The sequence below is a fragment of the Moritella dasanensis ArB 0140 genome, from assembly GCF_000276805.1.
Classification (GTDB): Bacteria; Pseudomonadota; Gammaproteobacteria; order Enterobacterales; family Moritellaceae; genus Moritella; species Moritella dasanensis.
The window spans coordinates 218,029-238,663 of the sequence record NZ_AKXQ01000004.1; the positions used below are offsets into that span (position 1 = coordinate 218,029).

The following is a 20,635-nucleotide window of genomic DNA, read 5'->3' on the forward strand; positions in this document are numbered from 1 at the left end:
GGCGGTTAGCAAGCCGCCTCATTAAAACAATTATAATTAAAATGGAAGTTAATAATATGGATGCTCGTCCTTCAACTTGCGGTGGCACTTATATGCGTGATCCTATAACCGTTATGGCGCCAGAAAGACTTGGTGCAATGCATCAGAATCGGATTAGTTTTGTACGTACGTTAATCCGTAAAATGGCACAACAAAAATGGCAAGTCACTAAGCACGACTGGCAGTTATCACCCCAAGGTTTTGGTCACGTAATTTACAAGTTGACGACGTTAAATCACGTTTATCACTTGGTTATTTTTTGTGATGAAATTGCCGATGAAGATCGTAATGATCGGGTTATCGCCGAGAAGTGGGACGTGACCTTCGCCCTTGTTTATGGTGATGTTGATGTTGAGTTGTTAGGACGCTTACGTGCCAATGTGCCGTTGCAAGAAGCAGGACGAAATCCAAATAAAGTATTGGTATTAGCCAGAGCTAACAAAAGTGTTCGCGTATTTGAACATCTTGTTTCTCACTTGGCAAAAGGCCAACAACCGAATGCCAAAGAACTTGCTGAAGTGGGTTACATTCTACGTACCACGGCCGTTTATGGTAATGGTAAATTTGGTATTGCAGATTTTAATTGGCTTGAAACAACGGAAGATTTTAATCAGTCATTCAGTGCGCAAATGTGTGCCGTGTATATTTTGCGTGAATTCAGCTTGGATTGGGTGCATTACATCGCGAATCAGCAAGGTGGTGATAAGGCGGTCAGTTTAGATATCGACTTGCAACGTTACCTTGGTATCGGTAATGCAACAGGTCTAGGCATGGCGCCATACTTAATCAATCATCCTTGTGTTGTTGATAAGTGGTTGTCGTCACGTGAGTCTGCGCTTACGGCTGTATTGAATACTGCGGTGACGATTAACAAACTTGAACCCTTACAACATTTATTGCAAAAAGGTCTTTGTCATTTAGATCAAATTATTACGATAAATGCACATCAAGACGGCCTTAATACCACCGCCATAGGTGAACTGCATGATTTATTAGGTAAGTTAGAAAGCCTGCTGTTACAAAGCACAACCTGGCATGAGTTGGTTGATTACAGCGGTCAGTATAGTTTGGAAACACAAGAGATACTGCTGTCGTGTTTGATGGAGATTTATCCTGAGTTAGTCGATAGCTATGAAACTAAGATGAATTGTGATGAAAACCTAAATCTACCGAGCGGTAAGCGTATCGAAGATTTGATTGCGGTTTTGGAAAATCGTTATCGCTGGGCCATTGATACTGACTTTAAGCAGCCAGAAAATAACTATTGGTTTTGGTATCGTTCACAAGACAAAGAAGAACCACGTTTAGGCGTTCGCGGTGAAGAACCAGGCGAAGACCGTGAGTTGCCACTTGATATTGGTCGTCAAGCGTACCGTCTTTATCATGCATTACTGATATGTAAACCAAACATGCAATTGGCTGAATTTTTAGTGCTACATCCTCAATATCGCGCTATTTCGCGTCGTGTTTGGACGCTTGGCAATAAAGAAATGGGCGAGATCCAGATGAACGTATTGCACAAAACAGCATTGCCAATGCATTTGTTACGCTGCAAATTAGCGGTCTTTGGAGCCACTAAATTTGACCCACGTTCAGAGCGTTGGGTACGGGTTACCTTTTTTCAAGGTGCACCTTTACTTAATGAAATACACGATGGCGAATGGTTATTCCCGTTGCTACCGAGCCATTCATTAAATCAAGCAATAGCAGAAGGAGAAGCGTCATGATTGTTTCACATAATGAATTAACAGCCGTAGTGAACAAAGCCTTTCTTGGCATGCGCCGTACCTGTGGTGAAGCTGATATTATTGCTAATATGGTTGCTGGTTTACAGATGGTGGGTTTGAATGGTATTGGTCATTTTAATAATGCAGCGCAGTTTTTAACTGCCGAGAAAGATTGCCCTGTCGATATTTTTATGACCAATGAGGGTGGCTTAGTCGTTGACTTGCATGGCTGTAGTTTGGCCTGTCACTTGCCTGTGGTGATTGACTATGCGATTGAAAAAATGGTGGGTAAAAAGCACCTGACGATTGAATTAAAAAATTGCCACAACCGTTGGCTGGCGTATAACGAACTGGTGAAACTCGCCGCTAAAGGCTTGGCTTGTAAAGCACAATGGAATAATGGTTCGTCACCACAAAACACCCTGTATATTTTAAATCAAGGTTGTGTGTCACCCGAGTTGTTTTTATCTGATCATCTCGATTTAACGGGGCGTACATTACATGATATGACCATTCAATTATCAGTGAAGAATTTTGATATTGCCGGTTATTCTGCGGGTTACGAAAGACATATTAACTCTTCTGCACTTAATAGCGCGCAACGTGATACTTGGTATGATGGTATTCTTGTTGATGATGCAGAGTGGGAAAAATTGAAGAAAACCGCAACGGCACTTTTGGTTGAAAATAGTGAGGCATCCGTTAAGGGCGCAGGGGAACTGGTTTAAACTTGCGAAACACCAACTAAAAACGAGCAAGTTTATCCTCGCTCGTTTTTTAGTTGTTAGAAGTAGTGGCCAGAAGTAGTTGTCAGAGTCGCTGACGTAATGAATTAATAAGATTCGTTACCATAAGGTGCGGTCTATTGGCATCGCCTAGGTAACTGATGCACTTCAACACTCGGCGATAACTGCTTATAAATATTCAGTATATCCATTAAGCAATGGTCAAACGAGGCTATTACGCTAGGATCAAACTTGCTACCTGAGAATTCTCGAATTTTATTAATGGCGATCTCAATTGGGATCGCATTTTTGTAACAACGAGGGTGAACCATGGTATCAAAGGTATCAACAACGGCGACAATACGCGCTGACAATGGAATGTCATGATATTGCAGTTGGTGAGGGTAACCACTACCATCCCAGTGCTCGTGTAAGGTCAGGGCTATATCATGCGCGAGTTTAAGGGTTGCAGATTCCGCATCTTGTAAGATCTTGGCTCCGATCACTGGCGCTGTTTTCATCATTTTCCATTCTTGTATCGTCAAGGCTGCCGGTTTTGATAAAATCTGTTCCGGAATACCTATCTTACCTAAATCATGTAATTTTGCTGCGGCACGCAACTCTTTTGCTTTGTCTTTTGACATGCCCATGTCTAAACCAATTAATTCACAATATCGAGAAACTCGGCGGATGTGGTTTGGCGATGAATCATTCTTATATTCGGCCGCTAGCCCAAGTCGCGTAATGGTTTCGGTATTGGTTTTCTCTAACATTAAGTGGAGTTGTTCATTTTCTTTACGCGATGCAATCAAACTATCGATCATATTGTTGAAGGCGTATTGCGTTTGCTGCAGCTCTACAAACGTCGATTCAGCGATATTGGTTTTAATGAATTGACCACAACGGATACTCTCTGCAATCAGTTTTATTTTTCGCAATGAATCGGTAATGTGATTAATAAAAAAGAACGAGGTGAGACAAGCGATAATACTGATCACCAAGCCAAATAGAATATTCAATTTTTGGTTATCAATGAGCTCACTGAGGAAAAAATCCTCTGGCATATAAATAGCGATGATCCACGGCCATTTATGATGGGTGAATTGTTTAAACAAACCATGGTATTTATTGTTATCGTAGCTAAACGTAACCGCAGTAGCTGTACTACCTGTTGAGAATAGTTGAGTTTCGTCCTGCAGCGCTTGCCAAGCGGTTAAAGCGATAGGGTTGTTAATTTCATTGATACGTGGAAAGCGTAAACTTTCACTGGCGGTATCTTGAATGATTTTTTGGTCAGGGTAGGCGATTATTTCGCCAAGCCGGTTAGTGACAAAGGCAGTGCTGTGTTCACCGAGATCCAGGTTATCGAAAAATGATGAAATAGTGGCTAAGGACACATCGACGCCAACCACACCGATTAACTGCTTATCTTTGTCATAAACAGGCATTGAACTGGTGATACCGGGTTTACGTGAAGAAAAGAATACATAGGGATCGGTCCAGGATAAGGCGGCGTTATCGAGTGCTTTATTAAACCAAATGCGGTCTCGTGGATCGTAAGATTCTTTGGCTATCTGTTTGACTGAAAGTTGTGCGAAATTGTTGTCATGGGTGAACAGCTGTGATGATGTTAATACATCCTGATCATCGAATATGATGAACTTGCGTGAAAACAATGGGTCTTTGAAACCTTGCTCGCGTTGTACATGCACAAAAGTACCGCTGGTATTGGCAAAGTAAATGCCGGATATATGTGGTGATTGTTTTAACTGCTGAAAAAAATATAAACTCAGATCTTCGGGGCGATTAATGGATAACACATCAGCGCTTAATAATTCACTACTTAATAATGTGGTTGCTTCTGCGGTATCAAGAAAACGCTTTGAATTGTTAATGATGTTATCTGCATAATCAATCATTAACTTGTGCGCATGGGCATTAAAGGAACGCTGGTTCGAGATGTAACTCGATACTAACAGTGTGGTTAATGTGACAAATTGCAGTAAAATAACACCGCTAAGAAGCGCTTTTTTTATGGTGATACGCACGGTAATTCGTCCTTGAATTATGCATAAGAGCTTGAATTGAAGGCTATTATTAACACCGAAGCTTAATAGAGTCAAGTAAGCTTAAAGGCTTAGACCCGGTAGTTATTTAGTGTATTAATCACTTCTTCTGACTGACGTAAGGCTCTTAATTGGGTAAACAAGTCAGCGGCTTCAGGATACTGCTTACGCAGGTAGCTAAACCATTGTTTTATTCTGTTTGGCAGATACTTCTCTTTATCACCTCGAATCTCTAATTGGCAATAATTTTGTAATAAAGTGACGACATCAGCCCAAGGCATTGCTGCTTGGTTATATTTAACCACCGCCCCTAAATTGGGTAAGTTTAATGCGCCGCGACCAACCATTAAGTCTTCACAGCCAGTCACTGCTAAACAACGCTGGCCATCTTCATAATTCCAGATCTCACCATTGGCGATAACCGGAATTGATACGTGCTTTTTAATTTCAGCTATGGCTTCCCAGTTAATCGCTGCTGCACGATAACCGTCGGCTTTAGTTCGACCATGTACGGTCAGCTCATTGGCGCCAGCTTGTTGCACTGCATCCGCAATTTCTAATTTTTGATTACTGTCATCCCAGCCTAAACGGATCTTGGCACTGACAATATGCTCTGCAGGTACTGCTTCACGTACTTGCTTAACGATTTGATACACCAGCTCGGGCTCACGTAAACACGCGGCGCCACCTGATGACTTGTTCACTTGTTTTGCTGGGCAGCCAAAATTGATATCTAAACCGTGAGAACCCAATTCAATCGCACGAACGGCATTTTCAGCCATCCACTCGGGGTGTTGGCCTAATAATTGAATGCGTACGGGCGTACCGGCTTGAGTACGGCAACCGTGATTTAATTCGGCACAATAGCGGTAATAAATTTTCTCAGGTAATAGTTGTTCGACAACTCGAATAAACTCGGTTACACATAAATCATAACCGCCTTGCGCGGTAAGTAACTCGCGCATCAAATTATCAACAACGCCCTCCATTGGGGCTAAAACTACGCGCATGTTATTGTCCTGCGTTGGCAAAATGAGCGATTAAAACAGAATTAACCATAATTGCCAAATATATCGTATAATAATTTCTTCAAAAGGACGTTAATTTTAATACTCGCTTGCATATCAACAAGCAGTTACTTAAAATTTATCCCCAATATTTATTTTATATATTGAGCACATGTTATAGCCAAAGTTATTTGGTGATATGACAGTTCGCTCATCAAATTAACAGGTTGTAATATGAACCAAGATACACTCGGGTTTATTAAAAGTAGTATTAAATCAATTCCAGATTATCCAAAAGCAGGCATTATCTTCCGTGACGTAACAAGCTTAGTTGAGAATGGTCCCGCTTTTGCTGCGACAATTGACTTACTTGCAGAACGTTTTAAAGATGCTGGTTTTACTAAAATTGCCGGCACTGAAGCGCGTGGTTTTATCTTTGGCGCACCGTTAGCAAAAGCACTTGGCCTTGGTTTTATTCTAGTGCGCAAGCCGAACAAACTACCGCGTAAAACGATCGAACAAAGCTATGAGTTAGAATACGGTACCGATACATTACAAATTCACGTAGACGCGGTAGACGCAGGCGATAAAGTACTTATCGTTGATGATCTATTAGCAACTGGTGGTACTGTGGCTGCGACGGTTTCGTTGATCCGTCAGCTTGGTGGTATTGTTGAAGAAGCTGCATTTGTTATCTCACTACCAGACCTTGGCGGTGAAACTGTATTGAAGAATCTTAATGTTAATATTACTAAATTAGTTGATTTCGACGGCGAATAATCCGCAGTCAGATACACTATTGTAATAATCATGATTAGCTGGTGGCCGACTGCCAGCTATTTTCAGTCCCGAGCATATTAGTGCTTATCAATATTAAGTAATCATAGAACTGTTATGAGTTATCAAGTCTTAGCGCGTAAATGGCGCCCGCATAATTTTCAGCAAGTTGTTGGTCAACAACACGTGCTGACCGCTTTAGTTAATGCGCTAGAGCAAGACCGTTTACACCATGCATATTTGCTCAGTGGTACGCGCGGTGTGGGTAAAACCACCATTGCCCGCATTTTAGCCAAAAGCTTAAATTGCGAGAAAGGCATCACCAGCACTCCTTGTGGCGAATGTTCAACGTGTGTCGAGATTGATCAAGGTTGTTACGTTGATCTGCTCGAGATCGATGCGGCATCGCGAACCAAAGTGGAAGATACGCGTGAGTTACTTGATAACGTGCAGTACAAGCCAGCTCGTGGCCGTTTTAAGGTGTACTTAATCGATGAAGTACACATGCTTTCTAAGCACAGTTTTAATGCGTTATTAAAAACGTTAGAAGAACCACCTGAATATGTGAAGTTCTTACTGGCGACAACCGATCCGCAAAAACTACCGATTACGATCTTATCGCGTTGCTTGCAGTTCCATTTAAAAGTCCTCACGACTGAGCAGATTTCTCAGCAGTTAGTGCACATTTTATCCCGTGAACATTGCCAGTATGAATTGTCAGCATTAAATGCAATCGCGAAAGCAGCTGATGGTAGTATGCGTGATGCCTTGAGTCTCACCGACCAAGCATTATCTCATGGTGCGGGTGAAGTATTATACCAAACAGTGTTGGATATGTTGGGCACGCTAGATCATACACACATGTTGCAACTACTGCGCTTAATTGTCAGTGGTGATGCCAATAACTGTATGGCTAAAATTGCCGAAGTCAGTTCGTTAGGACCTGATTTTGACCAACTGCATGTCGAGCTAGCAAGCTTGTTACACCGAATTGCGATGGCGCAAATTTTGCCGTCATCTGTGGTTGATAGCGAGAATGCCGATAAAGTGAAAGCTTTGTGTGCTGAGATGTCACCCGAAGATGTGCAGCTGTATTATCAAATTACCTTAACCGGTCGTAAAGAGCTACCGCTTGCACCCGATCCACGTAGTGCGTTAGAAATGACGATATTGCGTATGTTAGCGTTTCGTCCACAAGGCCGTTTACAAGCGCCTGAGAGAGATGTGACACCAGCACCTGTGGCAATTGCACCCGTTGTGACTGAAACCGTTGTGGCTGCGCCGATTGAGCAAACACCTGTTTCTCAAATAGCAGCACAAGAGCAAGTTCCAGTAGCTGCTCAAGTGACAGCTCAGATACAACCGCAAGCGCCGCAGCAAGTACAGCAACCTGTACAAGCATTACAACCATTAGAACCACAGCCTGTAGCCCCAGCGGTTGATGTTTCTGCGCCACTGACGCCGGTTATTGATACTGCAATGACAGATGGTTCAGTCGTTGAACCGACTGATGAAGCTGTTATGAATTTGAACCTAGAGCAAAACGAGCTGTTACAAGCTGCGCAAGCGATGGGTCATATTGAACAGCAAGCAGCTGAACCGCAACAGTATGCTGCGCCGCAAGTTGCTCCACAGGATGATGTTGCGCCGCAAAACACGGTTGCACCAGAATACGCGCCACAGCCAATGAATATCGCGCCGACACAGTCTGCACCGATTCCATCAGCACCAGCTACGCCAATTCAACCAGAACAAGTAAGCACTGCACCGCAGCAACAACAGAATCAAGCGCCTGCGCCAGTAGCTGAGAGCAGTGTTGACCAAGGGCGTAAAACGCGTAATTTTTTACGTAGTCGTTTAGGTACAACTGCAAAAAAGTCGACAGCGACGAAGAGTGAACAGGCTCAATCGTCGTTTGTACCGCCGAAAAAAGCGGTAGCACCTGTTATCCAGCATACACCCGCTATGCAGAGTCGTTTTAACGCACCTGCAAGCCAACCTATGCAACAGCAACAACAAACACAGCAACAGTCTCCACCAACGTGGGACGAGTTACCTCCGCTTGATTCATATCAGGACCAAGGTAATTATCCAGACCAAGGACAATACCAAGATCAAGGGCAGTATCAAGATCCGGGTCCTGCTCCTACTCATTATCAAGGCCAAGGCCAAGGCCAAGGTCAAGGCAATTCACAAAGCCAAGGGCTGGGGGGGTATAACAACCAAGTACCTGCGCAAGGTTTTGCTGAGCCCGTGGTACGTCAAATTGATCGTTTTAGTCAGGTAGCTGTTGATATTAATGATTTGTCACCGGCGTTTCAGGGACAAAAATCGGGTAAATCAACAACCATTACACGACTAGATAACAAATTACGTGATGAAAATGATCCGTGGTGTGGTTACATCAATCAGATGAGTTTAGGTGGACGAGTTCGCCAAATGGCATTGCACAGTGTCATGGAACATGAACCTGGTCGTGTTACCTTGACCATGAATCCAGACCAACGTTACGTGACCAATGACAAGTCTCGTCAGCAGTTAACTGAAGCGCTGCAAGAAGTGCTATCAGAACCTGTTGAGTTAGTGATTAACTTTGGTGAAAACCCAAGCAAATCAACGCCAGCGCAACTTGAAGAAATAATTTATCAACAACGCTTAGCGAATGCGACTAAAAACTTGTATGATGATAAGTATATTCAGTTCTTTATGAACCGACTCGGCGCTGTCATTGATGATAGTTCAATCGTGCCGTTATAGTGCTGTTTTAGTACCGTTATAGTACTGTAATCGCGCCGTTATAATTTTTATAGTGTTGATATCAATCGTTATCAACCTTGATTTTTTTCCAGTGATACCCATATAGTATGGATATTCAATGCGCAACAATCAGTATTCATTTATTGTTGTTCGCGGTAGACAATAGAAAGAGAGTTTAATATGTTTGGTAAAGGCGGAATGGGCGGCTTAATGAAGCAAGCTCAACAAATGCAAGACAAGATGGCTAAAGTACAAGAAGACCTAGCTAACATGGAAGTCGTTGGCGAATCTGGTGCAGGCATGGTTAAAATTACTATGACTGGTAGCCACAACGTACGTCGTGTACAAATTGACCCAGAATTGATGGAAGACGATAAAGAGATGTTAGAAGATCTTATCGCTGCTGCAATCAACGATGCTGCTCGTCGTGTTGAAGAAGAAAATAAATCAAGAATGGCTGACGTTACTGGCGGTATGAAATTACCACCAGGTATGAAAATGCCTTTCTAACTCTTTAATTAGAGAATAGTTAAACAGATATTTAATATTTATTTAACTCAAATACAAAATAAAATGGCAAGTAACCATCTCTATATTAGAGTCGGTACTTGCCATTTTTTATTGCTGTTATTTGATCGATTTTATTTTATAACGATCACAGTGAGATATAAACTGGCCAGCCTAACAAACCTGTTAGTCCTTCTTTATATTCATATCGTTCTAATCGCTCTGGACTTGCGTCTGTTAATCGCAGGTCTCGATAGTTCTTAGCAAACGTTAATGTGCGCAGTAAACCCGCTGTAAAGTATTTACCTTGATCAATCTTGATCGTATCGGCAAGTTGCGTTGGCATTTCAGACAACGTCAGCTGAATTTGTTGCTCAATATGTTCGGTCGAGAACCACTCATCTTCAAGTTCAATCTTCGCTAACCGTTGCTTAAGGTCAAATCGCACCTTAACAGGGCCAAAGAATAGACGGTACAGCACCACTTCGGCAAACACGTTTTCGAGGCTTAAACAATCTAAAGGATCGTAGGTTGTTCGAGCATAAAACTGCTGTAACAAGCACACGATAGACTCTTCACGATTAAAGTCTAACAGCGCGTCTTGATAGCCCTGCCAGCCTTGCCATTCATCCGCATCACTCGGTGTTGATACTTTATCGAGTAACGTCGGATCTATGTCGCCATAGACTGATTTACCGTTTAGCTTGTACTTACTGACACTGCTGAGCATGCTCCAACCTTTCTGGAACGCAGTTACAATACCGTTTGGTGTCAAAAGTAGCTTAAGCGCTTGCGCTAGGTCGTGATTACTTAACGACATTAAACCTAAGCTAGCCACACCGATCACATCATAAGCCGCGTTTTCTAGCAAATGCATCTTATGTTTATTATAAAATTTATCTGCTAGTTTAAGGCTCATTAACACAGCTTTGCTTTTAATTTGGCCAAGTTGCGTTTCAGTTAATAGCCCTTCAGCTTGGCCATAACCTAATACTTTAGTTAAAAAAGGCCCTTGATTACTGTCTCTTAGTACAATTTGCATTAACGAGATCCTTAATCAAGAAAACTAAACATGTCATCTACTTCAGCGTATTCATCATCTACTTGGTTTTTCTCTTTTGCTTGCAGCACTAACTCATTGACGAAACTGTCGATGATAGCTACCCAGCTTGAGTTTTCGCTACGCAGTAAATTCTTAATTGATTTTTCAACTTCAGGCGCAAGTTCACGGATCAACGCTAATAAACTACGTGGATCATCAATGCTTAAACTATGTGCATCTTCTTCGGCACTTCGATCTGTGTAACCAACCGTTTCGCCATCATCTTCATCATCAAAGTTATCGGTGATGTGACTGTGCTGGTCTGCTTCTGCCGCTGGTGCTAATAGATATTCAATAAACGGGATCGACAAGTAAAAAAGACCCGCTTGATCTTCGGCAATGCATTCTAAAATAGCCGCTTGTTTCGCTTCGCTATCTTGAATACGAATAAGGTAGGTTAGAAAATCAAAGGTATGCTGGATCAATTCATCAGCATTGTTTTTAACTTTTTCTTCCCAATATAGCGGTTGTTGGCAAACAATATCGCGGATCTGTTCAGGGGTCATTAACTCTGACATGATAGAAGGGCAAGAAATATCATGGTGACTGTTTATCTGTGTTAACGTCACGATATCCATCTGCTCGATTACTTCAACCAAAACATCATCAGTCATGGTGCTCGCCATCAACTCAAACTTTTTACTTGCTTGTTGAGGCTCTACATCTGCTAATTGTTTGATTTCAATTACGGCAGTTTCAATTAAGCTCTTCATTATAGCTCTTCCTCTTCCTCATCAAAGTGATCGTAATAACCTTCTTCTTCTTCGGTGTAGTCATTATCATCTTGTTCTTTACTTGTAGACGTCGCTACATTGTCATTCGCCAACAAGAATAAAACGATACAGCTTTCAATTAATAATGTCTCTGAGTAGTTTCTTACGGCTAAAACAAGCGGTAAATCAGGCTTATTAAAAGCAACTGTCGTTTTAAAATCATCCCATTCAGGCTGGATGCCTTCTTTTATCCAGTGAGCCCATTTGAGTTTTGCTTCAGATGGAAATTTAACCTGTTCATAAAGTGCAATAGGCAGGTACTCAGGTACAGAGTCGAGTAACTTAGGGTCTGCCAGTAAAACGGCTTTAATTTGGCTAGTAAATTCAGCAAGTGCATTCGGCGTATCGGGATCGTTATAAGATTCGATATTGCTGTATGCATTTTCTTTTAATTCATCAATACGTGAGAGATCGAGTGCTTTTGTCATGGGTGCTCAGCAATTAACTAATAGGATAAAATTGATCCCACAACTCGCGCATAGCGGCTGCAGGGTCGGTCACAATAACGTTACTAAAATTCTTTATAAACTCGCGTTTAAGCTTCGGATCTGAAAGCACTTCATACGCGTTTCTTACTCGTTGTAATTGGGCTTCTGCATGAATTTTTTCATCGTCAGATGCGCCGAGTAATTTATCAGGGTGAAACCGATTCGATAGACGTTTATAGGCTTTCTTTATGTCGTCTTCATTGGCGTTCGGCTTAATACCAAGCACACTAAAGTGGTTAATCATATTGTTACCTGTGGCAAATTAGTCTGTGATGTTCCGATATAAACGGTGTTATCCAATATAATGAATGTCCATCGGCTAAAAATCTATCAATCTTTAGCTTAACCAATAATTTGGGAGGCAGAAGTTTAACGGCAGAAAGGTCAGATCACAACACAAAATCTGATATTGTTGTGGCTTAATGAACTACTTTGCGGCTTGCGAGCCGTTCTCGGGTTTACACTCTGCTGTTTTGTCTTAGTAGTCGTTGTGTTTGCAGCTTATTTAACCCTATACCAAGAGTAGGTCATGCCGTCGATTGGGGGGGGAATTAGTGGCTAAAACAATAGATTTAATGTAATAGCTGAATAGAAGGTACAAAAATGCCGCTAATGATAGCGGCATTTTTGTTTTAAGTAGGTTCGTTATTATTAACGTGAACCCAGGTTATGTGCAACAAGGATTGCAGAGAGTACTGCGGTTGGGGTTACTTCAAATGGCATGTTATGGATTGTTTCACCTTCAGCACAAGATGCTTCTGCTACTTCCATTAGTTTTTCACGATTAATTTCTTTAACTCCCATCTGATGTAGGTTCGTTGGCAGACCCAATTCACGACAGAAGTTAATCACGGTGTCGATTTCTTCCATTGCGGCATTTTCTAGCACGAGTTGTACGAGTGTACCGAATGCAACTTTTTCACCGTGATACAGATGATGACATTCTTCTAATTTCGTTAGGCCATTATGAATTGCGTGAGCAGCAGCAAGACCACTACTTTCAAAACCGATACCACTTAAATACGTGTTTGCTTCGATGATATGTTCAACGGCTGGAGATGGTAGGTTATTTTCTACTGCAAGCTTAGCTTTAAGACCGTTTTCAAGGATGGTTTCATAGCAAAGTTTAGCCAACGCTTGTGCGGCAAGGGTAGAGGCACCACCCGCCATGGTAGATGCGCCTGAGGCTGCGCAAGCGCGTGCTTCGAAATATGTCGATAACGCATCACCGATACCTGATATTAATAACCGTGCTGGTGCGCCGGCAATAATTTTGGTATCCATGAGCACCATGTTCGGGTTCGTCGGAATCATCAGGTACTCGCTGAATTCACCTTCAGGAGTATAAATCACAGCTAATGCACTTGTTGGCGCGTCTGTTGATGCGATTGTTGGTACGACGACAACGGGAATGTTTTGATAAAAACCAATTGATTTTGCTGTATCTAATGTTTTACCACCCCCGATACCAATGACCACATCTGCTTTAACGTTTTGACTGATGGTTAGTAAACGTTCAATTTCAGGTCGAGAGCATTCACCATTAAATAGCGCCATGTTCAATGGGATATTAGCTTGCAAAAAGCTTTCTTTGGTTGTTTCGCCGACTAAATCTGTCACAAAACCATCTGCAATTACCAATGGGTTACTCCCGATGGGTTTCACATATTTACCAATACTTGCAAGTAAATTTTCACCTTGAACATACTTACTTGGAGATATAATTATTTTATCCATGATTAATTCCTTTATATGTTTATTTTATGATTAGATTTAGGCTTTAAGTAAACAACCGTGCTGCTCTTAAGCTGGTAATCAACATAAAGTAAATGCTGGTAAAGGTAACCAAATCAGTTGTTTTTAGCGTTTTTTCTATGATGATATGCACAAATTAGCGTTATTTTTGCCATTTTGGAACGAATGTTTTGAGGTGCGTCACGTTATGTTCTCTGGAATTTTACTTTGTTTCAAATTGAACCAATTTTTATTTAAATGGTTCCAAATTGAAACAAAATTGTGACGATTTGCAGTCCGCGTTTATTTGTTGATACTAGGGACAATACCTAAAACTAATCAATTGGAGTTATACAATGAAAAAATTAATTAACAAAATTGAAAACGTGGTTAAAGAACAGATTGAAGGTCTTAATTTGGCGCACCCAGAATTGAACGTATCATTAGAACCTCGTTATGTATGGCGTGATACTGACCAAGGGCGTGTTGCCTTATTATCTGGTGGTGGTAACGGACATGAACCATTACATGCCGGATTTATCGGGAAAGGTATGCTAACAGCAGCCTGCCCGGGGGAAATTTTTACTTCTCCAACGCCAGACCAGATGTATGAGTGTGGGCATAAAATTAACAATGATAATGGCATTTTGTTTTTCATAAAAAATTACACTGGTGATGTACTTAATTTTGAAACTGCGGTGGAGATGTTACATGCCGATGGTATTCAAGTCGGTTCAGTATTGATTGACGATGATGTTGCGGTAAAAGACAGCTTGTATACAGCTGGTCGCCGTGGTGTTGCTGCGACTGTTTTGATTGAGAAGATTGTTGGTGCGGCAGCGGAAGAAGGATATAGCCTTGAACAATGTGAAAAATTAGCGCGACGTATGAATAATGTATCACGTTCATTCGGGGTTGCTTTATCTGCTTGTGTAGTACCTGCCGCAGGTAAACCGTCATTTGTTTTAGAAGACGATGAGATTGAATTTGGTGTCGGTATTCACGGTGAGCCAGGGATTGAACGTCGGACTTATAAAGAGTTGGACAGTTTGGTTGATCAGATGTTTGCAGAGTTAATCGAGTGTCCGCCGTATAGCCGTGAATTGCGCGAATGGAACCGCGAGTTAGGTGAGTGGCAAGATGTTGAAGTGCTAACTGAAGAGTTCGAATCAGACTGCGAGTACATTGTTTTAGTGAATGGTTTAGGCGGTACTCCGGGTTCTGAACTATATGGTGCGTATCGAAGACTGCACCAGAATTGTGAAAGTGCGGGATACAAAATAGCGCGTAATTTGATCGGTAATTACTGTACTTCTCTGAATATGGAAGGTTTCTCAATTACGTTATTAAAAGCAGATAGTGAAATATTAAGACTTTGGGATGCACCAGTAAATACACCTGCATTGCGCTGGGGCTGTTAAGGATGATGACTATGTATGTAAAAAAAGAGCACATCTTGGCTTGGTTAAAGGATTGTGCTGCAATTTTTGTTGAGCAACGAGATTTTTTGACTCAGCTTGATGCCGATATTGGTGATGCCGATCATGGGCTAAATATGAACCGTGGTTTTGAACGAGTGGCCGAAAAAGTGCCGAGTATGGAAAAGCAGGATATCGGTACTATCATGAAAACGACGGGCATGACATTGCTGTCGAGTGTTGGTGGTGCGAGTGGTCCTTTGTACGGTACGTTTTATATTCGCGCAGCTGGTGTTGTCGTTGGCAAAGAAAAGCTGACTTTGGAAGAGATGGTTAACATGCTTAGCGCAGGTGTTGAAGGCGTAGTTTCTCGGGGTAAAGCGAATATTGGTGATAAAACCATGTGTGACGTTTGGTGGCCTGTCGTTGATGCCGGTAATGTTGCTATAGAGCAAGGATTTACGTTAGAGAAAGCGCTGGAGTTGATGGTGCAAGCGGCAGAAGAGGGCGTTATTGCGACGATCGAGATGCAGGCCAAGAAAGGTCGCGCCAGCTATCTTGGTAAGCGCAGTATCGGTCATCAGGATCCCGGAGCAACGTCGAGTATGATGATGGTTCAATCTTTGCAACGTATTGTTTCTGCGGGGTAGTTAAAATGGTAGGTATCGTAATTGTTTCACATAGCCGACGATTAGCTGAAGGCGTTGTTGAGCTTGTAACCCAGATGACGCAGGGCAAGTGTAATATTGCTATTGCCGGAGGTGTTGATGATGAACAGTATCCTATCGGAACCGATAGCATTCGGGTGATGTCAGCTATCGAAGAGGTTCATGATGAAGGTGGTGTTCTTGTTTTAATGGATTTAGGGAGTGCGCTATTAAGTACTGAGGTTGCTATTGAGCTGTTAGATCCAGAAATAGCTGCAACTGTTCAGCTTTGTTCCGCTCCGATAGTGGAAGGCGCTATGGCGGCGGGTGTTGCAGCCGCTGCTAATTTGCCGATTGACATCGTCAGAGCCGAGGCTATGGGCGCCCTAGCGGGTAAGCAGAGTCATTTGGGTGACGAACCTGAACCTGTGATTGCCGTTGTTACATCTGCTGTTGATAAAGCAGCATTATCAACCAGCTGGCGGGTACAAAATCCGCACGGTATTCATGCGCGTCCGAGCGCATTGATCGTAGCGACGATGGCTGCTATCGATGCGACCATTGAGCTGGGAAGGCGGGATGAGAGAGCAAACGCTAAGAGCCTCAATTCGATTGCAAAACTTAATGTGCAGTGCGGAGATGAGATCTGCCTGTATGCTTCGGGTGCAGAAGCTGAACTGGCGATTGCTGAATTTATTCGCTTGGCTGATGGTCACTTTGGAGAATCGATAGCAAATGATATAGCGTCAGTAAATGCTATATCAAATGAATATAGTGTGTCTTCGCAAGAAAAGGTTGAAGGCGCGTTGACTGGTCTGGCTGTGTGCGGCGGTATTGTAACAGGACCGGTGATTCATTTTGACGCTGTGATGCCTGCTATACCTGAGCGTAGCTTTGAATCGGTTGAGATGGAAAATATCCGCTTGGATAGTGCTATCCAAAAAGTGACCGAGCAACTTGTGCAGCAGGCGAGTGATACGGAGTTAACTTTAGGCAAGGAGCATGCGGAAATATTTAAAGCACACATGATCATGCTTGCTGATCCAGAGCTACTAGCTGATGTTAGGCTACGAGTTGAACAAGATATGATAGCTGAACAAGCTTGGTTAGAAGCGACAGCGCTTATAGCTGAGCAATACCGCGCATTAAAAAGCACTTACATGCAAGAGCGTGAAGCTGATGTGAAGGATATTGCCCGTCAGGTTATGCTGCAATTATGTGGAAAGAGTCAGGGAGGACGAATTGAACTGGCTCAGCCATCGGTGTTGTTGGCAAAGGATTTGTTACCCTCGGATACTGCCCAGTTAGATCCGCAGAAGGTATTAGCTATCTGTTTAAGTGGTGGAGGTAAAACATCACACAGTGTGATCCTTGCTAGGGCGATGGGTATTCCGGCCATTATCCGGTTAGAAAACTGTCTGGAGCTTGTTGAGCCTGGTCAAGTCGTGACGGTTGACGGTTTTAGTGGCTTATTATGGCTGACGCCAACAGCAGACAAACAACAGGAGTTAGAAGAACGCCGTAAAACTTGGCTTGATCATACCTCTAATCAATTGTTGGCCGCGCAAGAGCCTGCAATGACCACTGATGGTTATCGATTTAATGTCATGGCGAATATTGGCGGATTAGAAGATGTTTCAGCCGCGCTTGATGCCGGCGCTGAAGGTGTCGGTCTGCTGCGGACTGAATTTATGTTCCAGTCTCACGCTGAGCTGCCGTCAGAGCAGGATCAATATATTGTTTATCGTGATATTGCTGCTGCATTGGGGAACCGACCGTTGACCATTCGCAGTTTAGACGTCGGTGGAGATAAACCATTGTTATCTTATCCGATGACAGCGGAAGATAATCCTTTTCTTGGTTTGCGCGGAGTACGACTATGTCTGGCTGATCATATACTGTTTAAGGATCAGCTGAGAGCTGTGCTTAGAGTTGCAGCAGAGCATTCGAATGTTCAGTTGATGATCCCCATGATCGCGCAACCGTCAGAGCTTATCGCGGTTAAAACTCTCGTTTCAACTTGTCGAGAAGAGTTAGGCTTGCCTGAACGCGATTATCCATTGGCGATTGGCATCATGATTGAAGTTCCAGCCGCGGTATTTAATGCGGATGAATTAGCACAGGAAGCTGATTTCTTTTCTATTGGTACCAATGATCTAACCCAGTACGTCATGGCTGCAGATCGAGGGAATCCTGCCGTGGCTGACTTGGTTGACTATAAACAACAGGCCGTGATTAATGCAATCGCAATGACTTGTGAGGCAGGTCAGAAAGCCAATATACCCGTTGGTATGTGCGGTGAAATGGCGGGAGATAGTGATATGACCGAGCTGTTAATCCGTTTGGGAGTGACTAAGCTCAGTGCTAGTGCAAGTATGATCCCTGGGGTTAAAGCCAAGGTTAGACGTATTACTTATCATCAATCGGGGAAGCATTTACAGCTTCAACCTGCTTAGTTAAATAGCATTGGTTTAGCGTTTAAAAGGTATGAAATTTATTTCATACCTTTTTTAATGACTTATTTTTCGTTTACTTTACGGTAATTTGTGGACTGATATTATATTTTTTAAGCTTACGCCATAGTGTCGTACGACTGATCTGCAGAGCTGCTGCGATATCGTGTATACGACCATCGAATACTTCCCAAGCTTTCTTTATCGCTTGTTTTTCCATTGCTTCAAGACTCTGGACATAAGGTAAACCATACATATCTTTTTCGATAGGGCTGGATAAAAATTGGTTTGGCAGATCGTCAGTCGTGATCATATCATCATTACGGTTAAGTACGATTTTTTCTATCTTATTCTGTAGTTCTGGAATATTGCCTGGCCAAGAATAACGATACAGTATGCCGAGAGCATCATCGCTAATAGATAGACGGTTATTGTAGCGCTTCTCAAGTCGCCTTAATTGCCGCTGGATCAGTTCAGTAATATCTTCTCTACGCTGTCGTAGAGGAGGTATATCAAGTTCTACTGCACTGATCGCGTAATAGAGTTGACGCCTGAATGAATCTTGATTTACATACTGTTCTAAGTCGGCACTAGTACAGGTTATAAGCTGAAAATTTAGTGGGATCATGCGGTTACTATTAGTGCGTATGACTAAATTTGTTTTCAATATTTGTAGCAGAGCAGATTGCATTTCTGTGCATAAAAACTCAATTTGTTCTAGATAGAGCGAACCGCCGTTGGCGAGTTCGAATTTTGATGCCTGACCTTTACCGTCGTCACTACCGAGCAGCTCTTTCAGCATATTTTCCGGCGCAATACTCTTGCAGTTGATGGTAATAAAAGGACCTTTATTTTTATCACTCAGATGATGTATGGCCTGCGCGATCTTATTTTTCCCAACCCCGTCTTCACCTTTTAATAAGATTGACTCATTGGTTTTGGCGGCGCGTTTAGCGATGGTAATAATTTTTTGCATTTTTTTAGAACGTGTAACCAGTGAATTAAAACTCAGCTCGACACTGCTACAGATATGTCGTTGCGCAAAGCGCCTAATTGTTTCAAGAGGATGCAAGAAAAGTAAGAAACTACCGTCTTGCAGAGGTCTTAATGTGACAAGCGCTTCGATAAATTCACCCTGACATTCAAAAGTGATTTCGAGGTGGGACAGTTTTTTTCGCGTTTGGATCCCTGATTTAATAATAGGTGGCAACGTGATGAGCTTTTCTAGTTGAATGCCGATAACACGATCTTTTTCGAGTTTGAACTGACTGGCCGCTTGGTTGTTTATTAGGGTTATGTGTAGCTCTCGATCCCAAGCTATTATACCGTCATCCATACATTCGAGTACTGCATTTCTTTGCCCTAAAAGAGTATTGGCATCGGATACATTATTCTCTAATTGCAGTAAACTACTTGTTTCTTTTGCACATGAAGCGATCAAAGCTGCATCGGAATGTTGATAGTGATCAACATGAGTGATGAGCAAGAGACAAGCTATGAGTCTTCCTTCGGTATTAAATACTGGCGCGGCATGGGAGCTGTATTTATGTAGATGCTGGTTAAAGTGCTGGGCTGCAAAAATGCTTGCAGGTTCATGAGTATGTAAACAGAGACCGACAGCATTAGTACCGACTTGGCCTTCAGTCCAAAAGGCGCCTTTTTTAAATCCCAGGTTATTAAAATCAGCAATTATCTTGTCATCACCCAGAATTGACAGAGTACAACCAGTCTTGTCAGTAACCAACAACATACATGTTCTGGGTTCCAGCATTCGGTAGACATCTTCGAGTACCGTTTCTGCTATAGCAATAATTTCACAACTGCGATGGACAAACAAGCTGAGAGTACTGCCCGAAGCTACGCTGGGTTTATGCCATTCATAAGGAGAAGCCTGGCGGATACAGCGTTTCCAAGAGTCGAGGATGGGAGATAATGTAAACTCTGCAGCAACCCAGCGATGTTTTTGGAAAAAATCCCAACAAGTATGTGTATTTTCTTCAGTTAATTCTATCATTTTTGTCATAATATCACTGGTGAAAAAAGCTGTAGATTAGCCTAATACTCAGAAGGACTCAGCTAATGCAGGATGTCGTAGTAATCATGTGTATGAATTTGAAACTAATTGATATTTTATCTATAGATATAGTAACTAAAATATAATATGAGTCTTAATGCCAGATCAAGGTATGGGGATTATTTTGCAGAAATTTTAAGTATTTAATCGTGAATTTCCCGACGTTGTCATTTGCAATGCGACCGATGCAGGGTCAAGGTATATGCTGATTAATAATCGCCGTTATTGCATCGAGGTAGGCGATAGTTTAAAGCATGCATTAATTGGCCTGTAAATCGAAACATCCGATTGTCTAAATAGGGGACAAAATCATATGCCAAAGCATTAGTTTAAGGTAGTAT

General features: G+C 42.3%; 16 protein-coding genes. 8 read left to right on the plus strand and 8 right to left on the minus strand.

Annotated features, from left to right (window positions below):
* The first annotated feature begins 56 nt into the window (after positions 1-56).
* Both A923_RS0105105 and A923_RS0105110 read left to right on the plus strand, forming a co-directional pair.
* Entirely contained in the window at positions 57-1,766 is a 1,710-nt protein-coding gene (locus tag A923_RS0105105) for a hypothetical protein (protein ID WP_017220581.1), read from the plus strand.
* Positions 1,763-2,494 (plus strand): DUF3726 domain-containing protein, encoded by a 732-nt coding sequence (locus A923_RS0105110; protein ID WP_017220582.1) that lies wholly within the window; start codon positions 1,763-1,765, stop codon positions 2,492-2,494. Before A923_RS0105105 ends, A923_RS0105110 begins: the two co-directional genes overlap by 4 nt.
* Before the next feature lie 134 nt (positions 2,495-2,628).
* On the opposite strand, the gene A923_RS0105115 is transcribed toward A923_RS0105110, so the two are convergent.
* Positions 2,629-4,539 (minus strand): HD domain-containing phosphohydrolase, encoded by a 1,911-nt coding sequence (locus A923_RS0105115; protein WP_017220583.1) that lies wholly within the window; start codon positions 4,537-4,539, stop codon positions 2,629-2,631.
* A gap of 89 nt (positions 4,540-4,628) precedes the next feature.
* The gene (dusC, locus tag A923_RS0105120) at positions 4,629-5,567 is read right to left on the minus strand and encodes a tRNA dihydrouridine(16) synthase DusC (RefSeq protein ID WP_017220584.1); all 939 of its coding nucleotides are present in this window, start codon (positions 5,565-5,567) and stop codon (positions 4,629-4,631) included.
* 231 nt (positions 5,568-5,798) lie between these two features.
* On the opposite strand from dusC, the gene apt reads away from it, so the two are divergent.
* The 3 genes from apt (at position 5,799) to A923_RS0105135 (ending at position 9,608) form a co-directional block, all read left to right on the plus strand.
* A complete protein-coding gene (gene apt / locus A923_RS0105125; RefSeq protein ID WP_017220585.1) occupies positions 5,799-6,344 on the plus strand; it encodes an adenine phosphoribosyltransferase in 546 nt (181 codons plus the stop codon).
* Between the two features lie 114 nt (positions 6,345-6,458).
* Complete coding sequence (gene dnaX / locus A923_RS0105130) at positions 6,459-9,098, plus strand: DNA polymerase III subunit gamma/tau (protein WP_017220586.1); 2,640 nt, start codon at positions 6,459-6,461, stop codon at positions 9,096-9,098.
* A 180-nt stretch (positions 9,099-9,278) separates the two neighbouring features.
* Positions 9,279-9,608, plus strand: coding sequence for a YbaB/EbfC family nucleoid-associated protein (locus A923_RS0105135; protein WP_017220587.1), 330 nt, complete (start codon positions 9,279-9,281; stop codon positions 9,606-9,608).
* 145 nt (positions 9,609-9,753) lie between these two features.
* Here the strand turns inward: A923_RS0105135 and atcC are convergent, their stop codons facing one another.
* The 5 genes from atcC to A923_RS0105160 form a co-directional block, all read right to left on the minus strand.
* A complete protein-coding gene (atcC, locus tag A923_RS0105140) occupies positions 9,754-10,647 on the minus strand; it encodes a cold adaptation protein AtcC (protein ID WP_017220588.1) in 894 nt (297 codons plus the stop codon).
* Positions 10,648-10,658: 11 nt separating this feature from the next.
* Positions 10,659-11,423 (minus strand): cold adaptation protein AtcB, encoded by a 765-nt coding sequence (gene atcB, locus A923_RS0105145; RefSeq protein ID WP_085984814.1) that lies wholly within the window; start codon positions 11,421-11,423, stop codon positions 10,659-10,661.
* A complete protein-coding gene (gene atcA / locus A923_RS0105150; protein WP_017220590.1) occupies positions 11,420-11,908 on the minus strand; it encodes a cold adaptation protein AtcA in 489 nt (162 codons plus the stop codon). Before atcA ends, atcB begins: the two co-directional genes overlap by 4 nt.
* 13 nt (positions 11,909-11,921) lie before the next feature.
* Complete coding sequence (gene atcJ / locus A923_RS0105155) at positions 11,922-12,212, minus strand: cold adaptation protein ActJcold adaptation protein ActJ (RefSeq protein WP_017220591.1); 291 nt, start codon at positions 12,210-12,212, stop codon at positions 11,922-11,924.
* Between the two features lie 407 nt (positions 12,213-12,619).
* A complete protein-coding gene (locus A923_RS0105160; RefSeq protein ID WP_017220592.1) occupies positions 12,620-13,705 on the minus strand; it encodes a glycerol dehydrogenase in 1,086 nt (361 codons plus the stop codon).
* Between the two features lie 353 nt (positions 13,706-14,058).
* Here A923_RS0105160 and dhaK point away from each other — a divergent pair, with 353 nt between their 5' ends.
* Genes dhaK through ptsP form a run of 3 tightly spaced genes read left to right on the plus strand, consistent with a single transcriptional unit; the run spans position 14,059 to position 18,223 of the window.
* Positions 14,059-15,123, plus strand: coding sequence for a dihydroxyacetone kinase subunit DhaK (dhaK, locus tag A923_RS0105165; protein WP_017220593.1), 1,065 nt, complete (start codon positions 14,059-14,061; stop codon positions 15,121-15,123).
* An 11-nt stretch (positions 15,124-15,134) separates the two neighbouring features.
* On the plus strand, positions 15,135-15,770 hold the full coding sequence (gene dhaL, locus A923_RS0105170) for a dihydroxyacetone kinase subunit DhaL (RefSeq protein ID WP_017220594.1): 636 nt from the start codon (positions 15,135-15,137) through the stop codon (positions 15,768-15,770).
* Between the two features lie 5 nt (positions 15,771-15,775).
* Positions 15,776-18,223, plus strand: a complete 2,448-nt coding sequence (gene ptsP / locus A923_RS0105175) for a phosphoenolpyruvate--protein phosphotransferase (protein WP_017220595.1) — start codon at positions 15,776-15,778, stop codon at positions 18,221-18,223.
* Positions 18,224-18,296: 73 nt separating this feature from the next.
* On the opposite strand, the gene dhaR is transcribed toward ptsP, so the two are convergent.
* Positions 18,297-20,243: a dihydroxyacetone kinase operon transcriptional regulator DhaR gene (gene dhaR, locus A923_RS0105180; RefSeq protein WP_017220596.1), complete on the minus strand. Its 1,947-nt coding sequence runs from the start codon at positions 20,241-20,243 to the stop codon at positions 18,297-18,299.
* Between the last annotated feature and the right edge of the window lie 392 nt (positions 20,244-20,635).